23 protein-coding genes are annotated in these 22,555 nt (G+C 64.0%); 12 read left to right on the top strand and 11 right to left on the bottom strand.

Annotated elements, in window-relative coordinates:
• Positions 1-4 precede the first annotated feature (4 nt).
• From rdgB to rph, 3 genes are all read right to left on the bottom strand, one after another.
• Positions 5-649: an RdgB/HAM1 family non-canonical purine NTP pyrophosphatase gene (rdgB, locus tag AAIH46_RS12310; protein WP_430306144.1), complete on the bottom strand. Its 645-nt coding sequence runs from the start codon at positions 647-649 to the stop codon at positions 5-7.
• A 7-nt stretch (positions 650-656) separates the two neighbouring features.
• A complete protein-coding gene (locus AAIH46_RS12305) occupies positions 657-1,064 on the bottom strand; it encodes a VOC family protein (protein WP_430306143.1) in 408 nt (135 codons plus the stop codon).
• 76 nt (positions 1,065-1,140) lie between these two features.
• Positions 1,141-1,860, bottom strand: coding sequence for a ribonuclease PH (gene rph / locus AAIH46_RS12300; RefSeq protein ID WP_430306142.1), 720 nt, complete (start codon positions 1,858-1,860; stop codon positions 1,141-1,143).
• Between the two features lie 172 nt (positions 1,861-2,032).
• Between rph and hrcA the strand changes: the two genes are divergently transcribed.
• Both hrcA and grpE read left to right on the top strand, forming a co-directional pair.
• Positions 2,033-3,118, top strand: coding sequence for a heat-inducible transcriptional repressor HrcA (gene hrcA / locus AAIH46_RS12295; protein ID WP_430306558.1), 1,086 nt, complete (start codon positions 2,033-2,035; stop codon positions 3,116-3,118).
• Positions 3,119-3,210: 92 nt separating this feature from the next.
• Positions 3,211-3,849: a nucleotide exchange factor GrpE gene (grpE, locus tag AAIH46_RS12290; RefSeq protein ID WP_430306141.1), complete on the top strand. Its 639-nt coding sequence runs from the start codon at positions 3,211-3,213 to the stop codon at positions 3,847-3,849.
• A gap of 84 nt (positions 3,850-3,933) precedes the next feature.
• Here the strand turns inward: grpE and ptsN are convergent, their stop codons facing one another.
• The 6 genes from ptsN to lptC form a co-directional block, all read right to left on the bottom strand.
• Positions 3,934-4,398, bottom strand: a complete 465-nt coding sequence (ptsN, locus tag AAIH46_RS12285; protein WP_430306140.1) for a PTS IIA-like nitrogen regulatory protein PtsN — start codon at positions 4,396-4,398, stop codon at positions 3,934-3,936.
• 67 nt (positions 4,399-4,465) lie between these two features.
• Positions 4,466-5,038 (bottom strand): ribosome hibernation-promoting factor, HPF/YfiA family, encoded by a 573-nt coding sequence (hpf, locus tag AAIH46_RS12280; protein ID WP_430306557.1) that lies wholly within the window; start codon positions 5,036-5,038, stop codon positions 4,466-4,468.
• Positions 5,039-5,337: 299 nt separating this feature from the next.
• Positions 5,338-6,894 carry an RNA polymerase factor sigma-54 gene (rpoN, locus tag AAIH46_RS12275; protein ID WP_430306139.1) on the bottom strand — a complete coding sequence of 519 codons (1,557 nt, stop codon included), beginning with the start codon at positions 6,892-6,894 and terminating at the stop codon, positions 5,338-5,340.
• 150 nt (positions 6,895-7,044) lie between these two features.
• Positions 7,045-7,839 (bottom strand): LPS export ABC transporter ATP-binding protein, encoded by a 795-nt coding sequence (lptB, locus tag AAIH46_RS12270; RefSeq protein WP_430306138.1) that lies wholly within the window; start codon positions 7,837-7,839, stop codon positions 7,045-7,047.
• Positions 7,840-7,869: 30 nt separating this feature from the next.
• Positions 7,870-8,427 carry an LptA/OstA family protein gene (locus AAIH46_RS12265; protein ID WP_430306137.1) on the bottom strand — a complete coding sequence of 186 codons (558 nt, stop codon included), beginning with the start codon at positions 8,425-8,427 and terminating at the stop codon, positions 7,870-7,872.
• Positions 8,424-9,107, bottom strand: a complete 684-nt coding sequence (lptC, locus tag AAIH46_RS12260) for an LPS export ABC transporter periplasmic protein LptC (protein WP_430306556.1) — start codon at positions 9,105-9,107, stop codon at positions 8,424-8,426. The genes AAIH46_RS12265 and lptC overlap by 4 nt, the downstream gene beginning before the upstream one ends.
• 177 nt (positions 9,108-9,284) lie before the next feature.
• Here lptC and sppA point away from each other — a divergent pair, with 177 nt between their 5' ends.
• The 3 genes from sppA to AAIH46_RS12245 all read left to right on the top strand — a co-directional run bounded on the left by sppA (position 9,285) and on the right by AAIH46_RS12245 (position 11,053).
• Complete coding sequence (sppA, locus tag AAIH46_RS12255) at positions 9,285-10,238, top strand: signal peptide peptidase SppA (protein WP_430306136.1); 954 nt, start codon at positions 9,285-9,287, stop codon at positions 10,236-10,238.
• Between the two features lie 27 nt (positions 10,239-10,265).
• Positions 10,266-10,571 carry an integration host factor subunit beta gene (locus AAIH46_RS12250; protein ID WP_430306135.1) on the top strand — a complete coding sequence of 102 codons (306 nt, stop codon included), beginning with the start codon at positions 10,266-10,268 and terminating at the stop codon, positions 10,569-10,571.
• 134 nt (positions 10,572-10,705) lie between these two features.
• Entirely contained in the window at positions 10,706-11,053 is a 348-nt protein-coding gene (locus tag AAIH46_RS12245; protein ID WP_430306134.1) for a LapA family protein, read from the top strand.
• Between the two features lie 4 nt (positions 11,054-11,057).
• Here the strand turns inward: AAIH46_RS12245 and AAIH46_RS12240 are convergent, their stop codons facing one another.
• Positions 11,058-11,519: an SRPBCC family protein gene (locus AAIH46_RS12240; RefSeq protein WP_430306133.1), complete on the bottom strand. Its 462-nt coding sequence runs from the start codon at positions 11,517-11,519 to the stop codon at positions 11,058-11,060.
• Between the two features lie 129 nt (positions 11,520-11,648).
• Between AAIH46_RS12240 and AAIH46_RS12235 the strand changes: the two genes are divergently transcribed.
• The 6 genes from AAIH46_RS12235 (at position 11,649) to mutS (ending at position 20,160) form a co-directional block, all read left to right on the top strand.
• Positions 11,649-12,749: a class I SAM-dependent methyltransferase gene (locus tag AAIH46_RS12235; protein WP_430306132.1), complete on the top strand. Its 1,101-nt coding sequence runs from the start codon at positions 11,649-11,651 to the stop codon at positions 12,747-12,749.
• Positions 12,746-13,603 carry a TrmH family RNA methyltransferase gene (locus AAIH46_RS12230; protein WP_430306131.1) on the top strand — a complete coding sequence of 286 codons (858 nt, stop codon included), beginning with the start codon at positions 12,746-12,748 and terminating at the stop codon, positions 13,601-13,603. The genes AAIH46_RS12235 and AAIH46_RS12230 overlap by 4 nt, the downstream gene beginning before the upstream one ends.
• Positions 13,600-14,118 carry a signal peptidase II gene (gene lspA / locus AAIH46_RS12225; protein WP_430306130.1) on the top strand — a complete coding sequence of 173 codons (519 nt, stop codon included), beginning with the start codon at positions 13,600-13,602 and terminating at the stop codon, positions 14,116-14,118. Before AAIH46_RS12230 ends, lspA begins: the two co-directional genes overlap by 4 nt.
• Positions 14,119-14,182: 64 nt before the next feature.
• On the top strand, positions 14,183-16,195 hold the full coding sequence (locus tag AAIH46_RS12220; protein ID WP_430306129.1) for an ATP-binding response regulator: 2,013 nt from the start codon (positions 14,183-14,185) through the stop codon (positions 16,193-16,195).
• Positions 16,196-16,302: 107 nt separating this feature from the next.
• On the top strand, positions 16,303-17,175 hold the full coding sequence (locus AAIH46_RS12215; RefSeq protein WP_430306128.1) for a GNAT family N-acetyltransferase: 873 nt from the start codon (positions 16,303-16,305) through the stop codon (positions 17,173-17,175).
• Between the two features lie 342 nt (positions 17,176-17,517).
• Positions 17,518-20,160 carry a DNA mismatch repair protein MutS gene (gene mutS, locus AAIH46_RS12210; protein ID WP_430306555.1) on the top strand — a complete coding sequence of 881 codons (2,643 nt, stop codon included), beginning with the start codon at positions 17,518-17,520 and terminating at the stop codon, positions 20,158-20,160.
• 42 nt (positions 20,161-20,202) lie between these two features.
• Here mutS and AAIH46_RS12205 read toward each other — a convergent pair whose 3' ends face one another.
• On the bottom strand, positions 20,203-21,258 hold the full coding sequence (locus AAIH46_RS12205) for an alpha/beta hydrolase family protein (protein ID WP_430306127.1): 1,056 nt from the start codon (positions 21,256-21,258) through the stop codon (positions 20,203-20,205).
• A 117-nt stretch (positions 21,259-21,375) separates the two neighbouring features.
• Here AAIH46_RS12205 and AAIH46_RS12200 point away from each other — a divergent pair, with 117 nt between their 5' ends.
• Positions 21,376-22,377 carry a helix-turn-helix domain-containing protein gene (locus AAIH46_RS12200; protein WP_430306126.1) on the top strand — a complete coding sequence of 334 codons (1,002 nt, stop codon included), beginning with the start codon at positions 21,376-21,378 and terminating at the stop codon, positions 22,375-22,377.
• Positions 22,378-22,555 lie beyond the last annotated feature (178 nt).

Genomic DNA, 22,555 nt, shown 5'->3' with positions numbered 1-22,555 from the left:
AGGATCAGCCTTCCAGGCAGGTTTCGACAAAGATCTTGAAAGCGCGCGCACGGTGAGACAGAGCCTCCGCGTCGCCGGGCTTCCAGCCGTGCTTCTGTTCGGCGCTCATCTCGCCGAATGTGGTGTCGAAACCGTCCGGTTGAAAGATCGGATCGTAACCAAAGCCCTGGGTGCCACGCGGTTCCGGCGCAATGACGCCTTCCACTTCGCCGCGGAACATTTCCGTATGGCCGTCTGGCCAGGCAAGGCAGAGAACACTGACGAAACGCGCGGTGCGAGCCTCCGGCGTCGTCGCGCCCTTGTCCTGCAGCGCCGTCTCGACCTTCTGCATTGCCCAGGGAAAGTCGCGGGTGCCATCCTCGCGCTCGGCCCAGTTGGCCGTGTAGACGCCGGGCGCGCCATCCAGCGCGTCGATGACGATGCCACTGTCGTCAGACAGCGCCGGCAGGCCCGATGCCTTGGCCGAAGCCAGCGCCTTGATCGCCGCGTTTTCCTCGAACGTTGTCCCTGTTTCGTCCGGCTCGGCGAAGCTTAGTTCCGCTGCAGACTTGGCGGAAAAGCCGAAGGGGCCGATAAGATCGGCAATCTCGCGGATCTTGCCGGCATTGTGGCTGGCAACGACGATGGTGCGGGTTTCGAGCTTGCGCATGTCGGACCTACAGGTTCCAGAGTTTCGGTTCCGCGCATTCCAGGCTGTTGCCGGCCGGATCGCGGAAATAGATCGAGCGGGCGCCATTCGGCCAGCGGAAATCGCTTTCGATGGGGATGCCGGCCTTGTTCAGCTTTTCGACGGTCAAGTCAATCGCCTTGCCGTCCATCCGGAAGCAGGCATGCCCCGGGCCGATCGCGCCATGCGGCGGCACCGGCAGCGCATCGTCGGGCGGCGGCTTCACCGTCTCGTGCGGATTGAAGATCAGCAGGATGCCCGGCCCGCACCGGTAGAAGACGTGGCGGTCGCCGGCACGCATCAGCTTCTGAAGGCCGAGGATGCCGCCGTAGAAGTGTTCCGCTGCATCGAGATCCTCGGCGTAAAGGGCTGTCTCGAGAATGCCGTCGATGGTCATGCTGCCTGCTCCTGCCATGGCGCTGCATCACCTGCATCCGGGGGCGATGGCAGCGGCGAACCCCTGCCTCCCGACCTCAGCCGCCGATCGCCTGCTTCTGCATTTCGACCAGCTGCGCCGTGCCGGCGGTCGCCAGATCCAGCAGGTGCGAGAGTTCTTCGCGGCTGAACGGCTTGCCTTCGGCCGTACCCTGCACTTCGACGATGCCACCGCTTCCGGTGATGACGAAGTTGGCGTCCGTCTCGGCAGCAGAGTCCTCAAGGTAGTCGAGGTCGATCACCGGCTGGCTGGCGAAGATGCCGCAGGAGATTGCCGCGACGTGATCCTTCAGCACGCGATCGAGCTTGATCATGCTGCGCGCTTCCATCCACTTCAGGCAGTCGTGCAGTGCGATCCAGCCGCCGGTGATGGCGGCCGTGCGGGTTCCGCCATCCGCCTGGATGACGTCGCAGTCGACGGTGATCTGCTTTTCGCCGAGCGCTTCCAGGTCGACGACGGCGCGCAGCGAGCGGCCGATGAGACGCTGGATTTCCTGCGTGCGGCCGCCCTGCTTGCCGGCAGCTGCCTCGCGCTTCATCCGGTCGCCCGTGGCGCGCGGCAGCATGCCGTACTCGGCCGTTACCCAACCCTTGCCGGAATTGCGCAGCCACGGCGGCGTCTTTTCTTCAAGGCTTGCCGTGCACAGCACGTGCGTATCGCCGAACTTGACGAGGCAGGAGCCTTCCGCATGCTTCGACACATTGCGCTCGAAACTCACCTTGCGCATCTGATCGGTTTTTCTGCCTGACGGTCGCATGCTCATCTCCTGACGTTACGTGAGGGCGTCTTAAGGCGCGGGCGGCGCTTTTGCAAAGGAAAACCCGGCCGAAGGGCGTGCCGCAGCCGGTCGGGCGGCGAATCCGTTTTGCCATCGGGGTCTGCGTCATTATATTCAGGCAGAACAGGAATGATCGGGTAACATGCGTCGAATGGATCTGCAGTCATCGGGAAGCCAAGCCGCGTCCGTGCTCGACGATCGCTCGCGCGAGATCTTCAGGCGCATCGTCGAGAGCTATCTGGATACCGGCGAGCCGCTCGGCTCGCGCAATCTGTCGCGTCTCCTGCCGATGTCGCTGTCGCCGGCCTCCGTCCGCAATGTCATGAGCGATCTGGAAGAGCTCGGTCTCATCTATGCACCGCATGTCAGCGCCGGCCGCATGCCGACCCAGACGGGCCTGCGCTTCTTCGTCGATGCCTTCATGCAGGTCGGTGATCTGTCGGCGGACGAGCGCGCCAGCATCGAGCGGCAGATCCGTTCCGTCGATCGCGACCGGCCGATGGAAAGCCTGATGCTGGAAGCGACACGGATGCTGTCGGGGGTCTCCCGCGGGGCAGGCATCGTCATCACCACCAAGAACGATCCCATCCTCAAGCATGTCGAGTTCATCCGGCTGGAGCCGACCAAGGCGCTTGCCATCCTCGTTGGCGAACACAATCAGGTCGAGAACCGCATCATCGACCTGCCCGCAGGCGTCACCTCGTCGCAGCTCGTCGAGGCGGCGAACTTCCTCAACGCGCATCTTGCCGGTCAGACCCTGCCGGAGCTCAGAACCCAGCTGACCAGCCTCAAGGAGCAGGTGCAGACGGAACTCGACGCGCTGTCGCAGGATCTGGTGCAGCGCGGGCTTGCCGTCTGGGCGGGAGACAGCGACGAGGGCAAGCCGGCGAGGCTGATCGTTCGAGGTCGCGCCAATCTGCTGGAAGGGCTCGCCGGCACGGAGGACATCGACCGGCTGCGGCTGCTGTTCGACGACCTGGAGAAGAAGGACAGCCTGATCGAGATCCTCGATCTCGCCGAAACCGGGCCGGGCGTGCGGATCTTCATTGGCTCGGAGAACAAGCTGTTCTCGCTGTCCGGCTCGTCGCTCATCGTCGCACCCTATCGTGACGAGGAAGAACGCATCATCGGTGCGGTCGGCGTCATCGGTCCGACCCGTCTCAATTACTCGCGCATCGTGCCGATGGTTGATTACACGGCCCAGCTTCTCAGCCGGATGACGCGCAATCCTCTCTAGCCATGCCGCGAGATCGCTCGACAAGCCTTGATTTTTCAGCGCCGAACCTCGATATCGGGCACAAAATCCGACAACACTGACCGGAGTACGTCATGACCGACGAGTCGAAGAGAAACGGACCTGACGCGTCTGAGAACGAGAACATCGCGGAGGCCGTCGCTTCCGCCCTGGAAGAGAACGCCGCGCAGGCAGAGGCACCGGCACCCGATCCGCTTGAAGCGGTTCGGGCTGAAAACGAGCAGCTGCGCGATCGCTTCCTGCGCCTGGCCGCAGAAATGGACAACCTTCGCCGCCGCACGGACCGCGACGTCAAGGATGCCAAGTCGTATGCGGTGACCGCATTCGCCCGCGACATGCTGGCCGTCTCCGACAACCTGCGCCGGGCACTGGATGCCATTCCAGCCGAAGCCAAGGCCAGCGAAGACGCCGGCCTCAAGGCGCTGATCGAAGGCGTCGACATGACCGAGCGCGCCATGCTGTCGGCGCTCGAGCGCCACGGCGTCAAGAAGATGGATCCGGAAGGTCAGAAATTCGATCCGAACTTCCATCAGGCGATGTTCGAGATCCCCAACCCGGCTGTACCGAACAACACCGTCGTGCAGGTCGTCCAGGCCGGTTACGTCATCGGCGAGCGTGTTCTGCGCCCGGCAATGGTCGGTGTGGCGAAGGGTGGCCCCAAGGCGGATGCGGCTGCATCTGACAACGCCGGCGATACGGCCGACAAGGCCTGAGTCGCGGACGAACCGACACCGGAAACAGGAAGGCCCGCCAATCCGGAAGGATGGCGGGCCTTTCTCTTATGCGGATACGTCGGATCAGGCGGCGTTCGACGCCTGCTCCTCGTTCAGGAAGGCGTAGATTGCCGATGCGGAATCGGTGGCCCTGAGCTTTGCCACCAGGTCCTGGTCGCGCAGCACGCGGGCGATCCGCGACAATGCCTTCAGATGGTCGGCGCCAGCCCCTTCCGGAGCCAGCAGCAGGAAGACCAGATCGACGGGTTCGTCGTCCAGCGCTTCGAAATCGACCGGCGTTTCCAGCCGGGCGAAGAGGCCCTTGATCGAGTCGATGCTGCCGAGCTTGCCGTGCGGAATGGCAATGCCGTGTCCGACGCCGGTCGAGCCCAATCGCTCGCGCTGCAAAATGACGTCGAAGATTTCCCGCTCCGGCACGCCAGTCAGCTTGGCGGCTTTGGCTGCGAGTTCCTGCAATAACTGCTTCTTTGAATTCACCTTGAGGGCGGGAATAATTGCATCCTGTTGCAGGAGATCTGCCAACGCCATTCTTATCATCCCTTCTACCCCCGGGGTCGGGAGTATGGGAGTGCGCAGCCGCACTCCCGTCAGACTTTTAGCCTTTGATACTGGCGGCGTCGATCCAGCCAATATTGCCGTCGTTGCGGCGGTACACGATGTTCAACTGCTTCGCCGGGTTCCTGAAGAACAGGACCGGCTCGTCGGTCATGTCGAGCGCCATGACGGCACTTGCGACAGTCATAGTCTTCAACGGCCGCGAACTTTCCGCCACGATCGTCGGCGCGAAATCCTCCGGCACCTCATCCGGTCCTTCCGGCACGCTGTCCATCACCGTATAGGCGATCTCGGCAAAGCCGTTCGGGGTTGTGCCCGCATGGTGGTCGCGAAGCTTGCGCTTGTAGCGCCGCAATCGCTTCTCTATGCGTTCGGCGGCGGCATCGAAGCTCACCTGCGGATCGTTGGCCTCGCCTGCAGCATGCAGAACAACGCCGGTGTCGAGATGCAGGTTACAGTCCGTTGCGAAACGGGAGCCGGACTTGTGGACGATAACCTGCCCCGCATAGCCCCCGTCGAAGTATTTCGTCACCGCCTCCCCAATATGGGTCTCGATCCGTTGTCTGAACGTCTCGCCGATTTCCATATGCTTTCCGGATACGCGCACACTCATGGAATTCCTTCCTTCTTGTCGTGACTTGCAAGTGCAGTCTACGTCAAGCCGTCCACTCATCCAAGCGTTCCTCGTGAGGCAAAGCTTAAATGTATGCCGATTGCCCAATTATCGGACGTTGTTGCGTGCGCGTTCCTACCATTGTGCCGGTGCGGCGCGCTTCTAGCGGGGGGCGAGGGGAAAGTCAACGGCAGCGCTCGGGGCGGGCCCGAGAGGTGCACCGGAGCGCCTGGCACAAGGCTAGAGGAACGTGGGGAAAATGAAGACACGGCAGTCCCCCGCGACGGCAATCCGCAAGCTCAGCAGGCGGCGATGCCGGCCCTTGCCCGCTTTTCCCGCCGCCGCTGCACGGAGGACGGAATGTTCATCGCTTCCCGATACTTGGCGACCGTGCGGCGGGCAAGTTCGACGCCGCCGGTCTTCAGGCTGACGACGATATCGTCGTCCGACAGCACGGCCTCCGGCGTCTCTTTCTCGATCAGCGCGCGGATCCGGTGACGCACCGCCTCCGCAGAATGTCCGTCGCCACCCTCCGCCGAGTTGATCGAGACGGTGAAGAAATACTTGAGCTCGAAAAGGCCGCGCGGCGTCAGCATGTATTTGTTGGATGTGACGCGGCTGACGGTCGATTCGTGCATCTTGATCGCATCGGCGACCGTCTTCAGGTTCAGCGGCCGCAGATGATCGACACCATTCACCAGGAACGCGTCCTGCTGGCGGACGATCTCGGTTGCCACCTTCATGATCGTCTTCGCCCGCTGGTCCAGGCTGCGGGTCAGCCAGTTTGCGTTCTGCAGGCATTCGGAGAGGAAGTTCTGGTCCTCGTCCGGACGGGCAGACTTCACCGATCGTTTCGACACCGTCTGGAAATAGGTCTGGTTGACCAACACTTTCGGCAGCGTGTCCGGATTGAGTTCGATCGCCCAGCCGCCGTCATTGGCAGCGCGTACGACGATATCCGGCAGGATCGATTCCGAGACGCCGGACTGGAAGCCACTGCCGGGGCGCGGGTTGAGCGCCCGGATCTCCGCCAGCATGTCGACCAGGTCCTCGTCGTCGACGCCGCAGATCTTGCGCAGGGCCGCGAAATCACGCTTGGCCAGTAGCTCCAGATGGGCGACGAGTGCCTGCATGGCCGGATCGAAGCGGTCCTTCTGGCGCAGCTGGATGGCTAGGCATTCACTGAGCGTCCTTGCAAAGACGCCCGGCGGATCGAGCGTCTGCAGGGCGGCGAGCGCATCCTCGACCTCCGCGTCCGCAGCACCGAGCTGTTCGGCCACCTCGGCGATCTCGCCATGCAGGTAGCCGTTGTCGTCGAGTTGGTCCGTCAGGTGCCGGGCGATCAACCGCTCCCTCGCGGTCGGAAGGAGAAACGGGATCTGCTGCGCGAGATGATCGAACAGCGTCACGTCGCCGGCGACAAAGTCGTCGAGATCGAAGCTTTCGCCGCCGTCGCCGCCGGGCATCGACTTCCACTGGCTGATCAGCTCGGGTGCGTCGGGCCGGCGTTGCGGTGCATCGTCGGGGAAAACGTTCTCGAAATCGGCGTCGAGGCTTTCGCCCAGAGGCTCTGGCGTGCCGGACGGGCTGTCGAACCAGTCAGCCTGCGTCTCGCCGCTGCCCGGGCCGTCGTCGCGGTGCTGGTGCGGATGGATCTCCGCAGGATCGGGCACGTCGCTGCCCGTTTCGCCATCAGCTGGCGCAAAATCCAGCAGCGGATTCTTCTCGACTTCCTGGGCGATGAACTGGTTGAGTTCGAAATGCGTCATCTGAAGCAGTTGAATCGACTGCATCAGCTGCGGCGTCATCACAAGTGATTGGGTCTGGCGCAGGAAAAGGCTGGCGGACAATGCCATGGCTGACGCTAAACTCCCTAAACCTCCAATTGCACCCGGTTCCGCGCAGGAAATGGGTTACGAAGAGCACTTGGCCCAAAAATTGCGTGTTTAAGAGGTTTGGTCAAGCTCTGCAGAGCGGCAGCCGGCGTTTTCTTGCCGGCCGGGGCGTTACAGATGGAACTTGTCGCCCAGATAGAGGCGACGAACGTCGGCATTGTTGACGATGTCGTCGGCTCGGCCGTGCGTCAGGACTTCGCCGGCATGGATGATGTAGGCGCGATCGATCAGGCCAAGCGTCTCGCGCACGTTGTGGTCGGTAATCAGCACACCGATTCCGCGGGCCGTCAGGTGACGCACGAGATTCTGGATGTCCGAGACCGAAATCGGGTCGACACCGGCAAACGGTTCGTCGAGCAGCATGAAGGCCGGATCCGTCGCCAGAGCGCGGGCGATTTCGAGGCGGCGACGTTCGCCGCCCGACAGCGCGACGGCGGGTGCCTTGCGCAGCCGGCTGATGTTGAATTCCTCGAGCAGTTCGTCGAGCTTGCGCTCGCGCTTGTCGCGGCTGCGCTCGTGCACTTCAAGAACGGCACGAATGTTGTCTTCGACCGTCAGGCCGCGGAAGATCGAGGCTTCCTGCGGCAGGTAACCGACACCGATGCGGGCGCGCCGATACATCGGCATGCGTGTCACGTCGTTGCCGTTGATGGCGATCATGCCTTCGTCGACACCGACAAGGCCGGTGATCATGTAGAAGCAGGTGGTCTTGCCGGCGCCGTTGGGACCGAGAAGGCCGACGGCTTCGCCCCGCCGCACGATCAGCGACACCCCGTTGACGACGCGGCGCGTGTCATAGGTCTTCGAGAGGCTGTGCGCGATCAGCGTGCCTTCGTACCGCGCCTTGTCGCGCGGGTCGAAGCCTTCTGGTGCGTCCGTCTTGGTGCGCCGTGAGAACAGGGACATCAAATTTTGTGACTTTGCTGAGTGCTGGGCTTACTGCTGTGGACGCGATTTGGGATCGAGCATGATCTCGACGCGACCGCCGCAACTGTCGAGCTTTGCCTCGCCGGTGGTCATCAGCACGGTCAGCTTGCAGCCCTTGAAGACGTTCGGTCCATCCGACAGCACCACCTGCTTGCCGGTCAGCACGAAGGTCTGCGACGCCATGTCGAAGACGCCGTTGTCGGCGGTCGCCTGCTGGGTGCCGGATGTGAGCAGCACCTTGCCGTCGATGAAGATCTTGTCGATGTCGGTCTGCCCGGCGGAAACCGTGGCGCCTTCGCCCTTGTAGAGGACGGTCATCTTCAGCGACTTCATCGTCGTCGTGCCCTGCACAACCTCGACATTGCCGGTGAAGAAGGCCTTCTTTTCCTCGTCCTTGATCTCCAGCTGGTCGCTCTGGATCTGGATGGGCTTGTCGTTCGACAGCTTCATCCCTCCCATCGTCTTGCTGGTGGTCTGGGCTCCGGCTGAGGAGATGGTCCCGGCGATGGCCAGGGCCGCGACGAGACATGAAACACTGTGTGTGGCGAGGGTGCGGCGAAGGGTCATCGGGACGGGCTCTGGTTGCCTTCTTGGTGAATAGCTGAGCCGGCCACGTTGACTTGGACCTGCCCGACAAAGGTAATGGTTTGACCGTTATCCGATATCTTCATCGACTGCGCAACAATAGACGCGTCGGTTGTTTTGATCTCGACCGGATCGGAGCTTTCCATGATGCTTTTCGGCACGTCGAGATGCGCCGACTTGAAATTCGCGGTGATGCCGTTGCTGAGGTTGACCTGGAACGGCGCCGTCATGTTCAGCTTGTCGGCCGAGCGGTCAAAGATACCGCCTTCGGCCGTCACCCGCGCCATAACGTCGGCATTCAGCGGCATCGCCGCCTTGACGTTCTCGAGCGTGATCATGTTGGGATCGGCAATATCCTGCAGCGCCCGCGTCGCATTCAGCGAGTAGCTGATGCCCTTCTCGTTACGGCCGGCGATCGCCGGGCTTTCCATGACGATCTTGCCGTTCTCGATCCGCGCGCTCTGGACCGTCAGATTTTCAGGAAGGTAGGTGCGCACGAAGGAAACGACGATGAAGGCGGCGGAAATCACCAGCGCCGCGACCGGCAGCATGAACCTCAGCCGTCGCACGCGGCGGGAATGCGCCAGCGCTGCCTTGTAGGCATCGACGCGCTCTCCTGCGGCCGGGCCGGCCTGCAATGTGCCAATCATTTTCTGCAGCATAAACCTGTCGTGTCGTTTCGGCGTGTCAGGCGGGACAATGAGGACGTGCCTCTTCCATCGGAACCCAATATGGCTTTTATTCATCAAGAAACAATAACGGATGACACAAAATCGTGTACTCCGACCGAGGCTCATCCCTGAGGGGCGGGTCGCATGCAATAGAGACGAGGAAGCATAATGGACCAGTCTGCAATCGCGGATCGCCGGCAGCTACGCCGCAAGCTCACCTTCTGGCGCGTTGCCGCAGCCGTGCTGCTGGTCGCCATCGGCTTCTCCGTCTACAGCGTCACCATGGGCGGCGCCGAAACTTCCGTGCGCCCGCATGTGGCGCGCATCGACATCTCCGGCATGATCACCGATGACGACGAACTGCTGGAGCGTCTCGAAAGCATCCGCAAGAACAGCCAGGCAAAGGCGCTGATCGTCTCGATCTCCTCGCCCGGCGGCACGACCTACGGCGGCGAGCGCATCTTCAAGGCGCTGCGTGCGGTGGCTGCCGAAAAGCCCGTCGTATCCGACGTCCGGACGCTGGCCGCGTCTGCCGGCTACATGATCGCCACGGCCGGCGATACCATCATTGCCGGTGAAAGCTCGATCACCGGCTCGATCGGCGTCATCTTCCAGTACCCGCAGGTCAAGGACATGCTCGACAAGATCGGCGTGTCGCTGCAGGAGATCAAGTCGGCGCCGCTGAAGGCCGAGCCGTCGCCGTTCCACGCGCCGAGCCCGGAAGCCCAGGCGATGATCCGCAGCATGGTGATGGACAGCTACGACTGGTTCGTCGATCTCGTCGCCGACCGCCGCAAGATGCCGCGCGAGGAGGTTCTGAGGCTGGCCGACGGCACCATCTTCACCGGCCGGCAGGCGCTGAAGGTCAAGCTGATCGATACGCTCGGCGGCGTTCCGGAGATCCGCAGCTACCTGTCGACGCGCGGCGTGTCCGACCAGCTGCCGATCGTCGAGTGGGAAAAGCAGTCTGAAGGCGGTCTGTTTTCGCTCTCCTCCGCCGTGTCGCAGATCGCTCGGCTTGCCGGCTTCGATCCGGCCGGCGTACCGGGTGCCGTCCAGGACCTCATGGGCCGGAAGTTGTTCCTTGACGGTCTGGTCTCGGTTTGGCAGGTTGGCGATTGAAAAGACCAATTCTTTCAGGGGGTAGCCGTGATCAAATCGGAGCTGGTGCAGATCGTTGCGGCGCGAAACCCGCACCTCTACCACCGTGACGTCGAAAATATCGTCAATGCGGTTCTGGATGAGATCACCGATGCCCTGGCCGGCGGAAACCGCGTCGAGTTGCGCGGCTTCGGCGCCTTCTCGGTCAAGAATCGGCCGGCGCGCTCCGGCCGCAATCCGCGCACCGGCGAAACAGTGTTCGTCGAGGAGAAGTGGGTGCCGTTCTTCAAGACCGGCAAGGAACTGCGCGAGCGGCTGAACCCCGATCTTGCCGACGAGGAAGACGAGGACTGAAAGGTCCGTCCTGAAACCGGCTTTCCGCCGTCCCCTGGACCCAGTCGCCTTGAAAGCCGGCGTCTGCCTCCTATCCTACCCATGATGATGGCCGCGCCGATGCGCGGCCTGCAAACCTCTGTCGGGAGACCGCAATGAGCCGGATCAAGAAAATCGCCAGCCTTGTCGTCTTCGTGCCGGTGGCAATCATCCTGATCGTGCTGTGCGTCGCCAATCGGCAGACGGTGACATTGGCGCTCAACCCCTTCCAGCCGCAGGATCCGGTGCTGTCGGTCGACGGCCCGTTCTTCGTCTACCTGTTCCTGGCCATCATTCTCGGCATGGTAATCGGTTCGGCAGCCACCTGGGTGGCACAGGGCAAGTACCGCAAGCAGGCGCGCATCGAAGCGCGCGCGGCGATCCGCCGTGAGAAGGAGATCGGCCTGCCGGAAACCCGGCGTCCGGCAAACGGCTCGAGCCTCGTTGCCGCCCACAAGGCCTGAACGATCAGGGCTCGTCGACCGGCGTGCGCTCGGTAATCGCGGCATTCAGGTCGGCGAAGAACTGATGCGCCAGCTTCTGCGAGGTGGAGCCGATCAGGCGGGAGCCGAGCTGTGCGAGCTTGCCGCCGACCTGCGCATCCGCCTGGTAGCGCAGGATCGTTTCCTCGCCATCCTCGACCAGCACCACATCCGCATAACCCTTGGCGAAGCCGGCGATGCCGCCTTTGCCTTCGCCTGAGATCCGATAGCTCTCCGGCGCCTGGATGTTCGACAGCGTCACGTCGCCCTTGAAGCTTGCCGAGACCGGCCCGATCTTCAGCTTGACGGTGGCCGACAGTTCGGTCGGCGATCGCTGCTCGATCTCCTGACAGCCCGGGATGCATCGGCGCAGGGTCTCCGGGTCGTTCAGCGCCTGCCACACGAGGAATCGCGGTGCCAGGATTCGCTCTTCACCAGTGATTTCCATGGTTCTCCTCCCGGCGGCTCCTTCCGCCAGCGCTCCTCCTCTCCTGTATCGCAGAAGGGAAAGCGCTTTGCCAAGGGCTTTGCCGATGCTATCTGCTCCACGAATTCCGCAAAACAGCGAGCAAACGCGTTGAAGAAGAGACCCGAGCGGCAGGAGTCGCGATCACCGAAGAAAGCGCCGGCCGCACCACGCCGCGACAAGCCGCAGCGCGTGCCCGAACAGCGGTCCGCGCCGCCTGCCGCCCGTCATAAATCCGAACAGCCCGCCCCTCGGGCAGAGGCTGCCGAAGCCCGCCCGCTGATCGCCCGCACTGGCGATCTGCCGCGCGAGCGGGTGCCGGTCATCCTGGAATCGTCCGGCGCTGGTGATTTTCACCTGATCGACAGCGGCGCGGGCCTGAAGCTCGAGCAATACGGCCCCTACCGGATCGTCAGACCCGAGGCCCAGGCCCTGTGGCAGCCGTCACTTCCGGCGCATGTCTGGGAGAAGGTTGATGCCGTCTTCACCGGCGACACAGATGAGGACGGAATGGGCCGCTGGCGCTTTCCGAAGGTGGCGCTCGGCGAAACCTGGCCGGTCTCGCTGCTCGGCGTCGATCTCCTTGGCCGGTTCACCGCCTTCCGCCATGTCGGCGTATTTCCCGAGCAGATCGTTCACTGGGACTGGATGAAGACCCAGGTGGAGCGCGCCGGGCGACCGCTGAAGGTGCTCAACCTGTTCGGCTACACGGGCGTCGCCTCACTGGTGGCAGCCGCTGCCGGGGCCGAGGTCACGCACGTCGACGCCTCGAAGAAGGCGATCGGCTGGGCGCGCGAGAACCAGGCGCTGTCGCGCCTCGAGCGGGCACCGATCCGCTGGATCTGCGAGGATGCGATGAAGTTCATCCAGCGCGAAGAGCGTCGCGGCAGCCGCTACGACATCATTCTCGCCGATCCGCCGAAGTTCGGGCGCGGACCGAACGGCGAGGTGTTCCACCTCTTCGAACAGCTCCCGTCGATGCTCGACATCTGCCGCGAGATCCTGTCGCCGAAGGCGGTCGGCATGGTGCTGACAGCCTACTCGATCCGCGCCAGCTTCTACTCGATCCACGAGCTGATGCGCGAGACCATGCGCGGCGCGGGGGGTATCGTCGAATCCGGCGAACTCGTCATCCGCGAAGCCGGTACCGACGGGCAGACGCCCGCACGCGCCCTCTCTACCTCCCTGTTCAGCCGCTGGGTAAACGAATGACGGATCAGGATCGCAGAAACTTCACGGGCCGGGTCGGGCAGGTAAAGGAGGTTACCAGCCTCTCGAACCCGATCATCAAGGACATCAAGGCGCTCACCAACAAGAAGGACCGCGAGGAAACCGGTACGTTCCTGGCCGAGGGCTTGAAGCTGGTGATCGATGCGGTCGAGCTCGGCTGGGCGATCCGCACGCTCGTCTACGCCAAGGCCGCCAAGGGCAAGCCGCTGGTGGAGCAGGTGGCGGCAAAGACCATCGCGCGCGGCGGCCTGGTACTGGAGGTCAGTGAAAAGGTGCTGTCGTCGGTAACCCGGCGCGACAATCCGCAGATGGTGGTCGGCATATTCGAGCATCAGTGGAAACGTCTCTCAGACCTCAAGCCGGCATCCGGCGAGACGTTCGTCGCGCTCGACCGCGTCCGCGATCCTGGTAACCTCGGCACGATCATCCGCACCGCCGATGCCGCCGGCGCTTCCGGCGTCATCCTGGTCGGCGAATGCACCGATCCGTTCTCCCTTGAAACCGTGCGCGCCACCATGGGCTCGGTCTTCGCGCTGCCGCTCTACCGGGCAACGGCCGAGGAGTTCCTGCGCTGGAGCAAGGGATCCGGCGCCCAGGTCGTCGCCACGCATCTTGCCGGCGCCGTCGACTATCGGACCATCGACTACCGCCCCAGGCCGACGGTGCTGCTGATGGGCAACGAGCAGTCCGGGCTGCCGGAAACGCTTGCCAAGTCGGCCGACAGGCTGGCGCGCATCCCGCAGCAGGGCAGGGCGGATTCGCTCAACCTTGCAGTCGCCACCGCCGTCATGCTCTTCGAAGCTCGCCGCCATCTGCTGACCCTGGAGACCAAATGACGACGGACGTAGAACTGACACCCTCGAAGCCCACGCTGTTCTCCCGGCCGATCCCGATCCTGGTCTTCGTCATTCTCGCGGTGCTTGCCGACCAGCTGATCAAGGTGGCGGTCGAGGCTTATCTGCCGCTGCAGGAGCCGGTGCACGTCGTGCCGTTTCTCGCCCTCTACCGGACCTACAATCTCGGCGTCGCCTTCTCGATGCTGTCGGACATGGAGGGCTGGTTCATCGTCGGCATGCGGCTGCTGATCGTCGCCTTCGTCATCTGGATGTGGCGGCGCACGCCGAAGGACCGGCCGCTGGCGCATACGGGCTTCGCGCTGATCATCGCCGGTGCCATCGGCAACCTGCTGGACCGGCTGTTCTACGGGCACGTGGTGGATTACATCCTGTTCTATATGCAGAGCTGGTCATTCGCCGTGTTCAATCTGGCCGACAGCTTCATCACCATCGGCGCGGCTTGCGTCGTTCTCGACGAGATCCTGCACGCGCGCCGGCGCTCGCCTGCCGCCTAAGAACTGCCGCCTGAAATCTGCCGCGGTCGGTCGTCCGGCATCGTAATCAATCGGAAGGAAACATGTGCTAATTCATGTTTCCATGCGTGATCTTGCCGACCTTCACGACCGTCTCCGCCAGGCTTTCGGATCATCCGTTCCGATCGATCGGCAGGCTGTTGCATCGCTGGCCGAAGATCTGCCTCCCGCATCCCTGGCGTTCTTGCAGGCTAACGAGCTGCTGCAGGTCGCAGCGGTCATCCGTCTTGCCGACGGTACGATCTGTGGCGCCAACCGGACCTTCCAGACGATGACCGGCTGCAAGGCACCCGAAGGCTGCACTCTGGAGGAGCTTGGGCTGCCGGTATCGGCCGAGCCAGGCCTGCCGCGCGACATCGAATTCGCCTTGCGGGACGGCGTCCGCATCTATTCCTGGCAGGACGTCGTCGTCCGCGGCGCCGATCCCGCCGATCTTCTGGTTCTGAGTGCCGCGCGTGATGTGACGGCGGAGCGTCGTCTGGCCCATGAGCGCGAGGATGCAAGGATGCAGGCGGAGGAGGCGAGCAGCCTCAAGTCTCGCCAGCTCGCCACCGTCGTTCACGAGTTGCGCACGCCGCTCAATGGTATTCTCGGCATGAGCCAGCTCTTGCAGCAGTCGGGCCTGACACCCGAGCAGACAAACTATGTCGGCGGCATCCGGCAGGCGGGGTCGGCGCTTGCGCAACTGGTCGACGACCTCCTTGATTATTCGACCATTGAGGCTGGCCGCTTCCGCCTTAACAGCCGAGCCGAAAACCTTCGCCAGCTGCTCGAAAGCGTCGTCGAGATGCTGGCGCCGCGCGCCCACGAAAAGAGCATCGAGATTGGCGCCACCGTCTCCTTCGCCGTACCCAACCTGATGGATTTCGATCCGGCACGCTTGCGCCAGGTGCTGTTCAACGTCATCGGTAACGCCGTCAAGTTCACCCAGGCGGGCGGCGTGCTGATCCGCGTCGGGCTCGACGCATCCGACATCGTCATCACCGTCGCCGATACCGGGCCGGGCATGACGGCCGATGAACAGCAGCGCATCTTCGGCGAATTCGAGCAGGCGGGTTCCGCGACACAGCGCAGCGGCGGCGCCGGCCTCGGCCTGTCGATCTCGGCACGCATCCTGAAGGAATTCGGCGGGTCGCTGTCGGTCAACAGCCGCAAGGGCAGGGGCACGACCTTTGCCATCCGCTTCCCCGCACTCTCGGCAGACGGACCGAAGGAGGGCAGGGATCGAATGCTCCTCCTGCGCTCCTCGCGCGTCCTCCTGCTGGCGCCCGTCGGCAGCGCGGCAGAAGCGACGATTGCCACGATCGAGACACTCGGCGGACGCTGTCGGCATGTCAGAACGGCCGAAGAGGCAGTCCGCGCGATCGATACGCTCGCACGCCAGGGCCTTTCCTTCACCGACATGGTCGTCGATCACCGGATTCCCGACGCCGACCATATCGCCAACGATGGCTTGCGCCGCATCTTGCTGGTCAGCCCGGAAGAACGCGGCACTCAGTCCTGGGACGCCTATGACGCCTGGCTGATCAGGCCGCTGCGCGAGCAGTCGCTGGTCGATGTGTTGCGCGGACGGCTCGGCGGGTTCGGCAGCCAGCGCTCACGCGAGGTTCGCCGGCAGACGGTTGCGGTTTCCATGCCGGCCCAGCCGCAGCGATGGGAGGGCGGCCTGTCGGTGCTGCTGGCCGAAGATGATCCAGTGAGCGCCCTGATGGTCGGCGCCATGCTGCGCAAGGCGGGTTTCCTCGTCCATCACGTAGCGGATCTCGCCGGGCTTCGGCAGGCGCTGGCGCATGACAGCCCGCCGGCACTCGTCATCTCGGACATCCACATGCCGGATGGCGATCTTGCCGAGCTTCTGCCGTTGCGGAGTGTCTCCGGAGAGCTGCTGGAGACGGTGCCGTTGCTGGTGCTGAGCGGCGAAACCAACCCCGCGCTTGTCGCAACGATGCTTGAGGGCGGTGCCCGATGCGTGCTCCAGAAGCCGCTCGACCCCCAGCGTTTGCTGGAGGAAATCGGCGCCGTTGTTCCCGTCTCGCCACAGCATCGCCGCGTTTCATAACCACTGTCATAAATCTCCAGGCGGCTGTATACTCCTTCAGTCTTTGTCACTTTCCTGTCGCAGATTGGTGTTTTATGGGGCCGGGTACTAAGGACGGGCGACACGCCATGACCATGGATTTGTTAGATCGCGAAACCAAGATCGACGTCGACCAGGGCCCGTCGATGGCGCGTCCTGCCGAGGGCGTCTTTGGCCGGATCGGCAGTCTCGAAACGCGGCTGGCCCGCAATTCCCGTGAAGTGGATGCGGCGCAGGCGCTCCGCTTCCGTGTGTTCGTCGAGGAAATGCACGCGCAGCTCCCCGCCGATGCCATGCGCCGCAAGCGCGATATCGATAGCTTCGACGAGATCTGCGATCACCTGCTGGTGGTCGATACGGCGCTGGACGGCGATCCGGAAGACCAGATCGTCGGCACCTACCGGCTTCTGCGCCAGGAAGTGGCGATGGCGCATGGCGGCTTCTATTCCGCTTGCGAATTCGACATCGAGCCGCTGCTCGCCCGTCATCCGGACAAGCGCTTCATGGAGCTTGGCCGCTCCTGCGTCCTGCCCGAATATCGCACCAAGCGGACCGTCGAGCTGCTGTGGCAGGGCAACTGGGCCTATGCTCAGAAGCACAACATGCACGCCATGTTCGGCTGTGCCTCCTTCCCGGGCGTCCGCCCTGAAGAACATGCGCTGGCACTGTCCTTCCTTCATCACTCGGTGCGGGCGAAGGGCGAATGGGCCGTCTCCGCCAAGCCCGACCTGTTTCGCCAGATGGACCTGATGCCGGACGAGGCGGTTAATCCGAAGCGGGCGCTTTCCGCCATGCCGCCGCTGATCAAGGGTTATCTGCGTCTCGGCGCTATGATCGGCGAAGGGGCGGTTGTCGACCAGGCCTTCAACACCACCGACGTGCTGATCGTGCTGCCGACCTCGGTCATCTCCGGCCGATACATCAACCACTTCGGCACTGCCGCCGGCCGCTTCCCGAGCTAGCCGACCACACGGAAATGCCCGTATCGGCCGATGGTCCCGTCCGCGGTCAGCAGCCTCGGTTGGCCCGTCTCGACGGCTGCCCCCACTGGAACGCCGGGCCGCCTCCGCCTTTCGACGCTCACGATTGTCGTCAGCGCATGCCGGACATGCCGGCTCCAGCATGTTGTGGGCATCCGAGAAGTTTAGAGGCGCCGATATTGTCTTGTCGGGCGCACACTCGGTAGTGTCGCGGGTCATCCTGCGCAACAGCCAACGGCCCGGACCCTCTTGGAACGCCTCACCTCAGAAGTCTTGAATACAGCCGAACTGATCTCGCCGGAAAGCCGCGCCTCGGCGACGCCGATGATGGAGCAGTATATCGAGATCAAGGCCAACAATCCGGACAGCCTGCTGTTCTACCGGATGGGCGATTTCTACGAGCTGTTTTTCGAAGACGCCGTGGAAGCGGCGCGGGCGCTCGGCATCACGCTCACCCGGCGCGGCCAGCACATGGGCCAGGACATCCAGATGTGCGGTGTGCCGATCCATGCGGCGGACGACTATCTGCAGAAGCTGATCTCGCTGGGGTTCCGCGTCGCCGTCTGCGAGCAGGTGGAGGATCCGGCCGAGGCACGCAAGCGCGGCTCGAAGTCCGTCGTCAGGCGCGACGTCGTGCGGCTGGTGACGCCTGGCACGCTCACCGAAGACAAGCTCCTGTCGCCGTCGCAAGCCAACTACCTGATGGCGCTGGCGCGGATCAGGGGCACGGCCGACGTGCAGATGGCGCTCGCATGGATCGACATCTCGACCGGTGTGTTCCGGCTTGCCGAGACGACGCCGCTGCGGCTGCTCGCCGACATCATGCGCATCGAGCCCAGCGAACTGATCGTGCCCGACACGGTCTTCCACGATCCGGACCTCAAGTCGACCTTCGACATCCTGGGCCGGGTGGCCGTGCCGCAGCCGGGTGTGCTGTTCGACAGCGCCACCGCCGAAACGCGCATCACCCGCTATTTCGGCGTCTCGACGCTCGACGGTTTCGGCACGTTTTCGCGCGCCGAGCTTGCCGCAGCGGCCGCCGCCGTCGCCTATGTCGAGAAGACCCAGATCGCCGAGCGCCCGCCGCTCAGCGCACCGGAACGCGAGAGCGGCGCCTCGACGCTGTTCATCGATCCGGCAACGCGGGCAAACCTTGAGCTGACGCGTACGCTGTCGGGTGATCGGGACGGGTCACTGCTGAAGGCCATCGACCGGACCGTCACCGGCAGCGGCGCCCGTCTGCTTGCCGAGCGGCTGATGTCGCCGCTCACCGATCCAGCCCCGATCAACCGCCGGCTCGACAGCGTCGCCTTCCTGATCGACGAGCCGTCCTTGTGCGGCGATCTGCGCGGTGCGTTGAAGCACGTGCCGGACATGCCGCGCGCCCTGTCTCGGCTGGCGCTTGATCGCGGCGGGCCTCGCGATCTCGATGCCATTCGTCAGGGCCTGTCAGCCGCACGGCGAATAGCTGAACTTCTGGGTTCCGTATTGCTGCCGGAAGAGCTTTCGGCTGCACTTGGCGATCTTGCCGCGCTGCCTGTCGCACTGGAGCAGCAACTGGCCGATACGCTGGCCGACGAAATGCCGCTCATGAAACGCGATGGCGGTTTCGTCCGCGATGGTGCGGATGGTGAACTCGACGAGGTGCGGGCGCTGCGCGACCAGTCGCGACGGGTGATCGCCGGCCTGCAACTGCAATATGCCGAGGAGACCGGCATCAAGTCGCTGAAGATCAAGCACAACAACGTGCTCGGCTACTTCATCGAGGTGACCGCCGGCAATGCCGGGCCGATGATCGACACGCCGGAGGCGAAGTCCCGCTTCATCCACCGGCAGACCATGGCCAACGCCATGCGCTTCACGACGACGGAGCTTGCCGATCTCGAAACTCGCATCGCCAACGCCGCCAATCAGGCGCTGACAATCGAACTTGCCGCCTTCGATACGATGACCACTGCCGTTCTGCAGAAGGCCGAGGCGATCAAGGCCGGTGCGCAGGCGCTTTCGGTCATCGACGTGGCCGCCGGACTGGGGCTCCTGGCGGAAGAGTGGAATTACTGCCGGCCGCAGGTCGATGCGTCTCGCCAGTTCCGCATCGAGGGCGGACGCCATCCGGTCGTCGAGCAGGCACTCCGGCGCCAGTCGGCAACCTCATTCATCGCCAACGACTGCGACCTGTCGCCGAAGAGCGACGGCGGGTTCGGCGCGCTGTGGCTGCTGACCGGCCCGAACATGGGCGGCAAGTCGACCTTCCTGCGCCAGAACGCGCTGATTGCCATCCTGGCGCAGATGGGCTCCTTCGTGCCCGCCGAACTGGCGCAGATCGGCATCGTCGACCGGCTGTTCTCGCGCGTCGGCGCCTCGGATGATCTGGCCCGCGGCCGCTCCACCTTCATGGTCGAAATGGTCGAGACGGCGGCCATCCTCAACCAGGCGACGGACCGGTCGCTGGTCATCCTCGACGAGATTGGCCGCGGTACGGCAACCTTCGACGGACTGTCGATCGCCTGGGCTGCCGTCGAGCACCTGCACGAGGCAAACCGCTGCCGAGGCCTCTTCGCCACCCACTTCCACGAACTGACGGCGCTGTCGGAAAAGCTCGGCCGGCTGTCGAATGCGACGATGCGGGTCAAGGAGTGGGATGGCGACGTGATCTTCCTGCATGAAGTGGGGCCAGGTGCCGCCGATCGCTCCTACGGCATCCAGGTGGCAAAGCTTGCCGGTCTGCCGGAGGCGGTTGTGGCGCGCGCCCGCGACGTGCTGAACAAGCTGGAGGATGCCGACCGCAAGAACCCGGCCAGCCAGTTGATCGACGACCTGCCGCTGTTCCAGGTTGCCGTGCGCCGCGAACAGGAGCGGCGTGGGCCATCGAAGGTCGAAGAGGCGCTGAAGGCGATCAACCCGGACGACATGACCCCGCGCGAGGCGATGGACGCGCTCTACGCGCTGAAAAGGCAGCTGGGGTGACGCCGAGCGACCCTTCTCCACGTCCGGGAGAAGGCGGAGCCCCTACCGCTCCGCAAGCGCCTTCCTCAGGAACACCGCGATCTGGAAGAAGATCTGCTTGTGCAGCTCTCCGCGCGGGATATCGCCGCCGTCCGTGCAGACCGGGTCCTCCTCGCCGTAGCGCTTCAGGACCGCCGCGCCATCCGGGTTGCAGACGCCGAGGAAGGTAAAATGCACGGCGCCCGGCACGGCGGCGTACTGGGCAGCCGCAATGGCCTTTGCCAGCGTCTCCGCGCGCACGCCCGGCATGATCGCGTCGCCATCACCGAGATTGATCAGCTTGACCGGTATAGCCATCGTCTTCAGGCTCTCCGGCTGGTAGGCCATGGCGAGGCCGGGATCGACCGCGACGACGGCCTTCAGACGGGGGTCGGCGTAGGACCCTTCGAAGGCCTCGCGGTCGACCTTCGAGAAGTCGACACCGCCGCGCAGGAACCAGTTGCAGCCGGCATCCTTGCCGTCGGATCCGGCGCAGTACTCATCGAATGCATCGAGCGAGGCCCGGGCTCCGGCCGACAGCATGACGCTGGTTCCGCCGAGGGAAAAGCCGATGGCGCCGATGCGATCCTGATCGACGAGACCCGACCACTGCGGGTCGCTCGTCAGCCGGTCGATGAGAGACGAAATGTCCTGCGGGCGCTCCCAGATCTTGAAGCTCTCGACGGGGATGGAATCGCCGGATGTCGAATGCAGGTGGTTCGGCGCCGCGACAACGAAGCCGTGGCGGGCAAGCTCGGTCGATAACCAGCCGAGCGCCGCGGCATTGCCGCCGGATCCGTGGCTGAGGATCACCAGCGGGAATTTCTCGGCAACCGGCGTCGCGTTGCGGCGTGCCGGCACGCCCTGCCAAAGCGCGTCGGCTCCCAGCGTGTAGGCATCGCCGTCGGACTTTGCGGGATAGGTGAGGAGCACGGTTTCGCGCTCGGCCCGATGCGGCGGCTGGAGCGACAGCCACCGCGTACCGGCTTCGAATGCGGATGCGGGGAGCGGCGCGACGATGGCCGACGCGATGCAAACGGGCAGTAGCAAGGGCATGAAAGGTAAGCAGAAGGAAGGCATGACGGGAGCTCCTGTCGGTTGATGGCACCCGACAAAGTTCACGTCCCGCGCTGCGGATCGACCTTGAACATGTTAAAGGCCTCCTTGATCACGTTTCAGGCCAAACGAGGCGCCGTCTTGCTGTCCGTTCCCCTGCCATTCATTTCCGGTCTGGTCTTTGCGCTGACGCTCTACCGCACCCTGCGGGGTGTCGAGACTCCCGGTCCGCGCCGGTACTTCCTGGTTTTCCTGGCGGCCTACGCGCTGCAAGGCATGCTGGTCGGCCTGCGCTTCGGCTACGGAATCGAGACACTGGCGACCGTTCAGCCGGCGACAGCCTCGTTGATGCCGCCGCTCGCCTACCTTGCCTTTCGCTCCCTTGCCGCAGCGCCGGTCGCCATGCCCGGGCGGCATCTCATCGGGCCAATCATGGTGGTAGCGGCTGTCATCGTCTTTCCGCCGCTTGTCGATCCGCTGCTGGTGCTGATGTTTGCCGTCTACGGGGTGCTCCTCTACCGCCTGACGGTCAAGGATCCGGAAGCGGTGGCCGAAGCGTCTCTCCACCGGGCGGTGCCCGCCTTACGCGCCGCGCGACTGACGGCGGGGCTGATGTTCTTCTTTGCCGCAACCGATACCATCGTCGCGCTGATGGCAACCACATATGGGCGCCAGACGGTTCCGCTTGCCGTCAGCCTGATGAACATCGCAGCCATCGCCGCGGTGCTGATCTATTATTTCCTGCCTGAGCCGAGCGCCGCGCCGGCACCCGCCGCGACGCGTGCCGCCGCTCTGCCGAATGCCGCCGATCGGGCGCTGCTCGTGAAGATCGAATCAGCGTTGGATGCCGGCGAACTCTTCTGCGACGAGAACCTCAGCCTCGCCCGGCTGGCGCGCAAGGCAGGCCTGCCGGCACGCGACGTGTCGGCGGTGATCAACCGGGTGACGGGCCTCAACGTCTCTCAATTCGTCAACGCCCGGCGGATCCGCGAGGCATGCCGGCTGCTGGCGGAGACCGACCGTGGCGTGACGGACATCATGTTTTCCGTAGGCTTCGCCACGAAATCCAACTTCAACCGCGAGTTTCGCCGCGTCGCCGGCACCAGTCCCTCGCAGTGGCGCCAGAGCCATCGGTCGGCATGATCGATAACGCATGAGAAACCAAGGCTCGCGAAACTCATCTCTACGAGGGAGCCCGGGCCGAGCCGGAAATCGGATGGAAATCCGATGGCGGCAATGTTCGGATTCGAGGTACGTTCGACGAATTCCCTCATGCAAAAGTGCTGGGAACAGGGTATAGCGCCGGATGGCACCGGCAGGA

The sequence above is a fragment of the Rhizobium sp. 0TCS1.26 genome (assembly GCF_050455525.1).
Classification (GTDB): domain Bacteria; phylum Pseudomonadota; class Alphaproteobacteria; order Rhizobiales; family Rhizobiaceae; genus Neorhizobium.
This window is presented reverse-complemented; position numbering and strand designations above follow the sequence as displayed.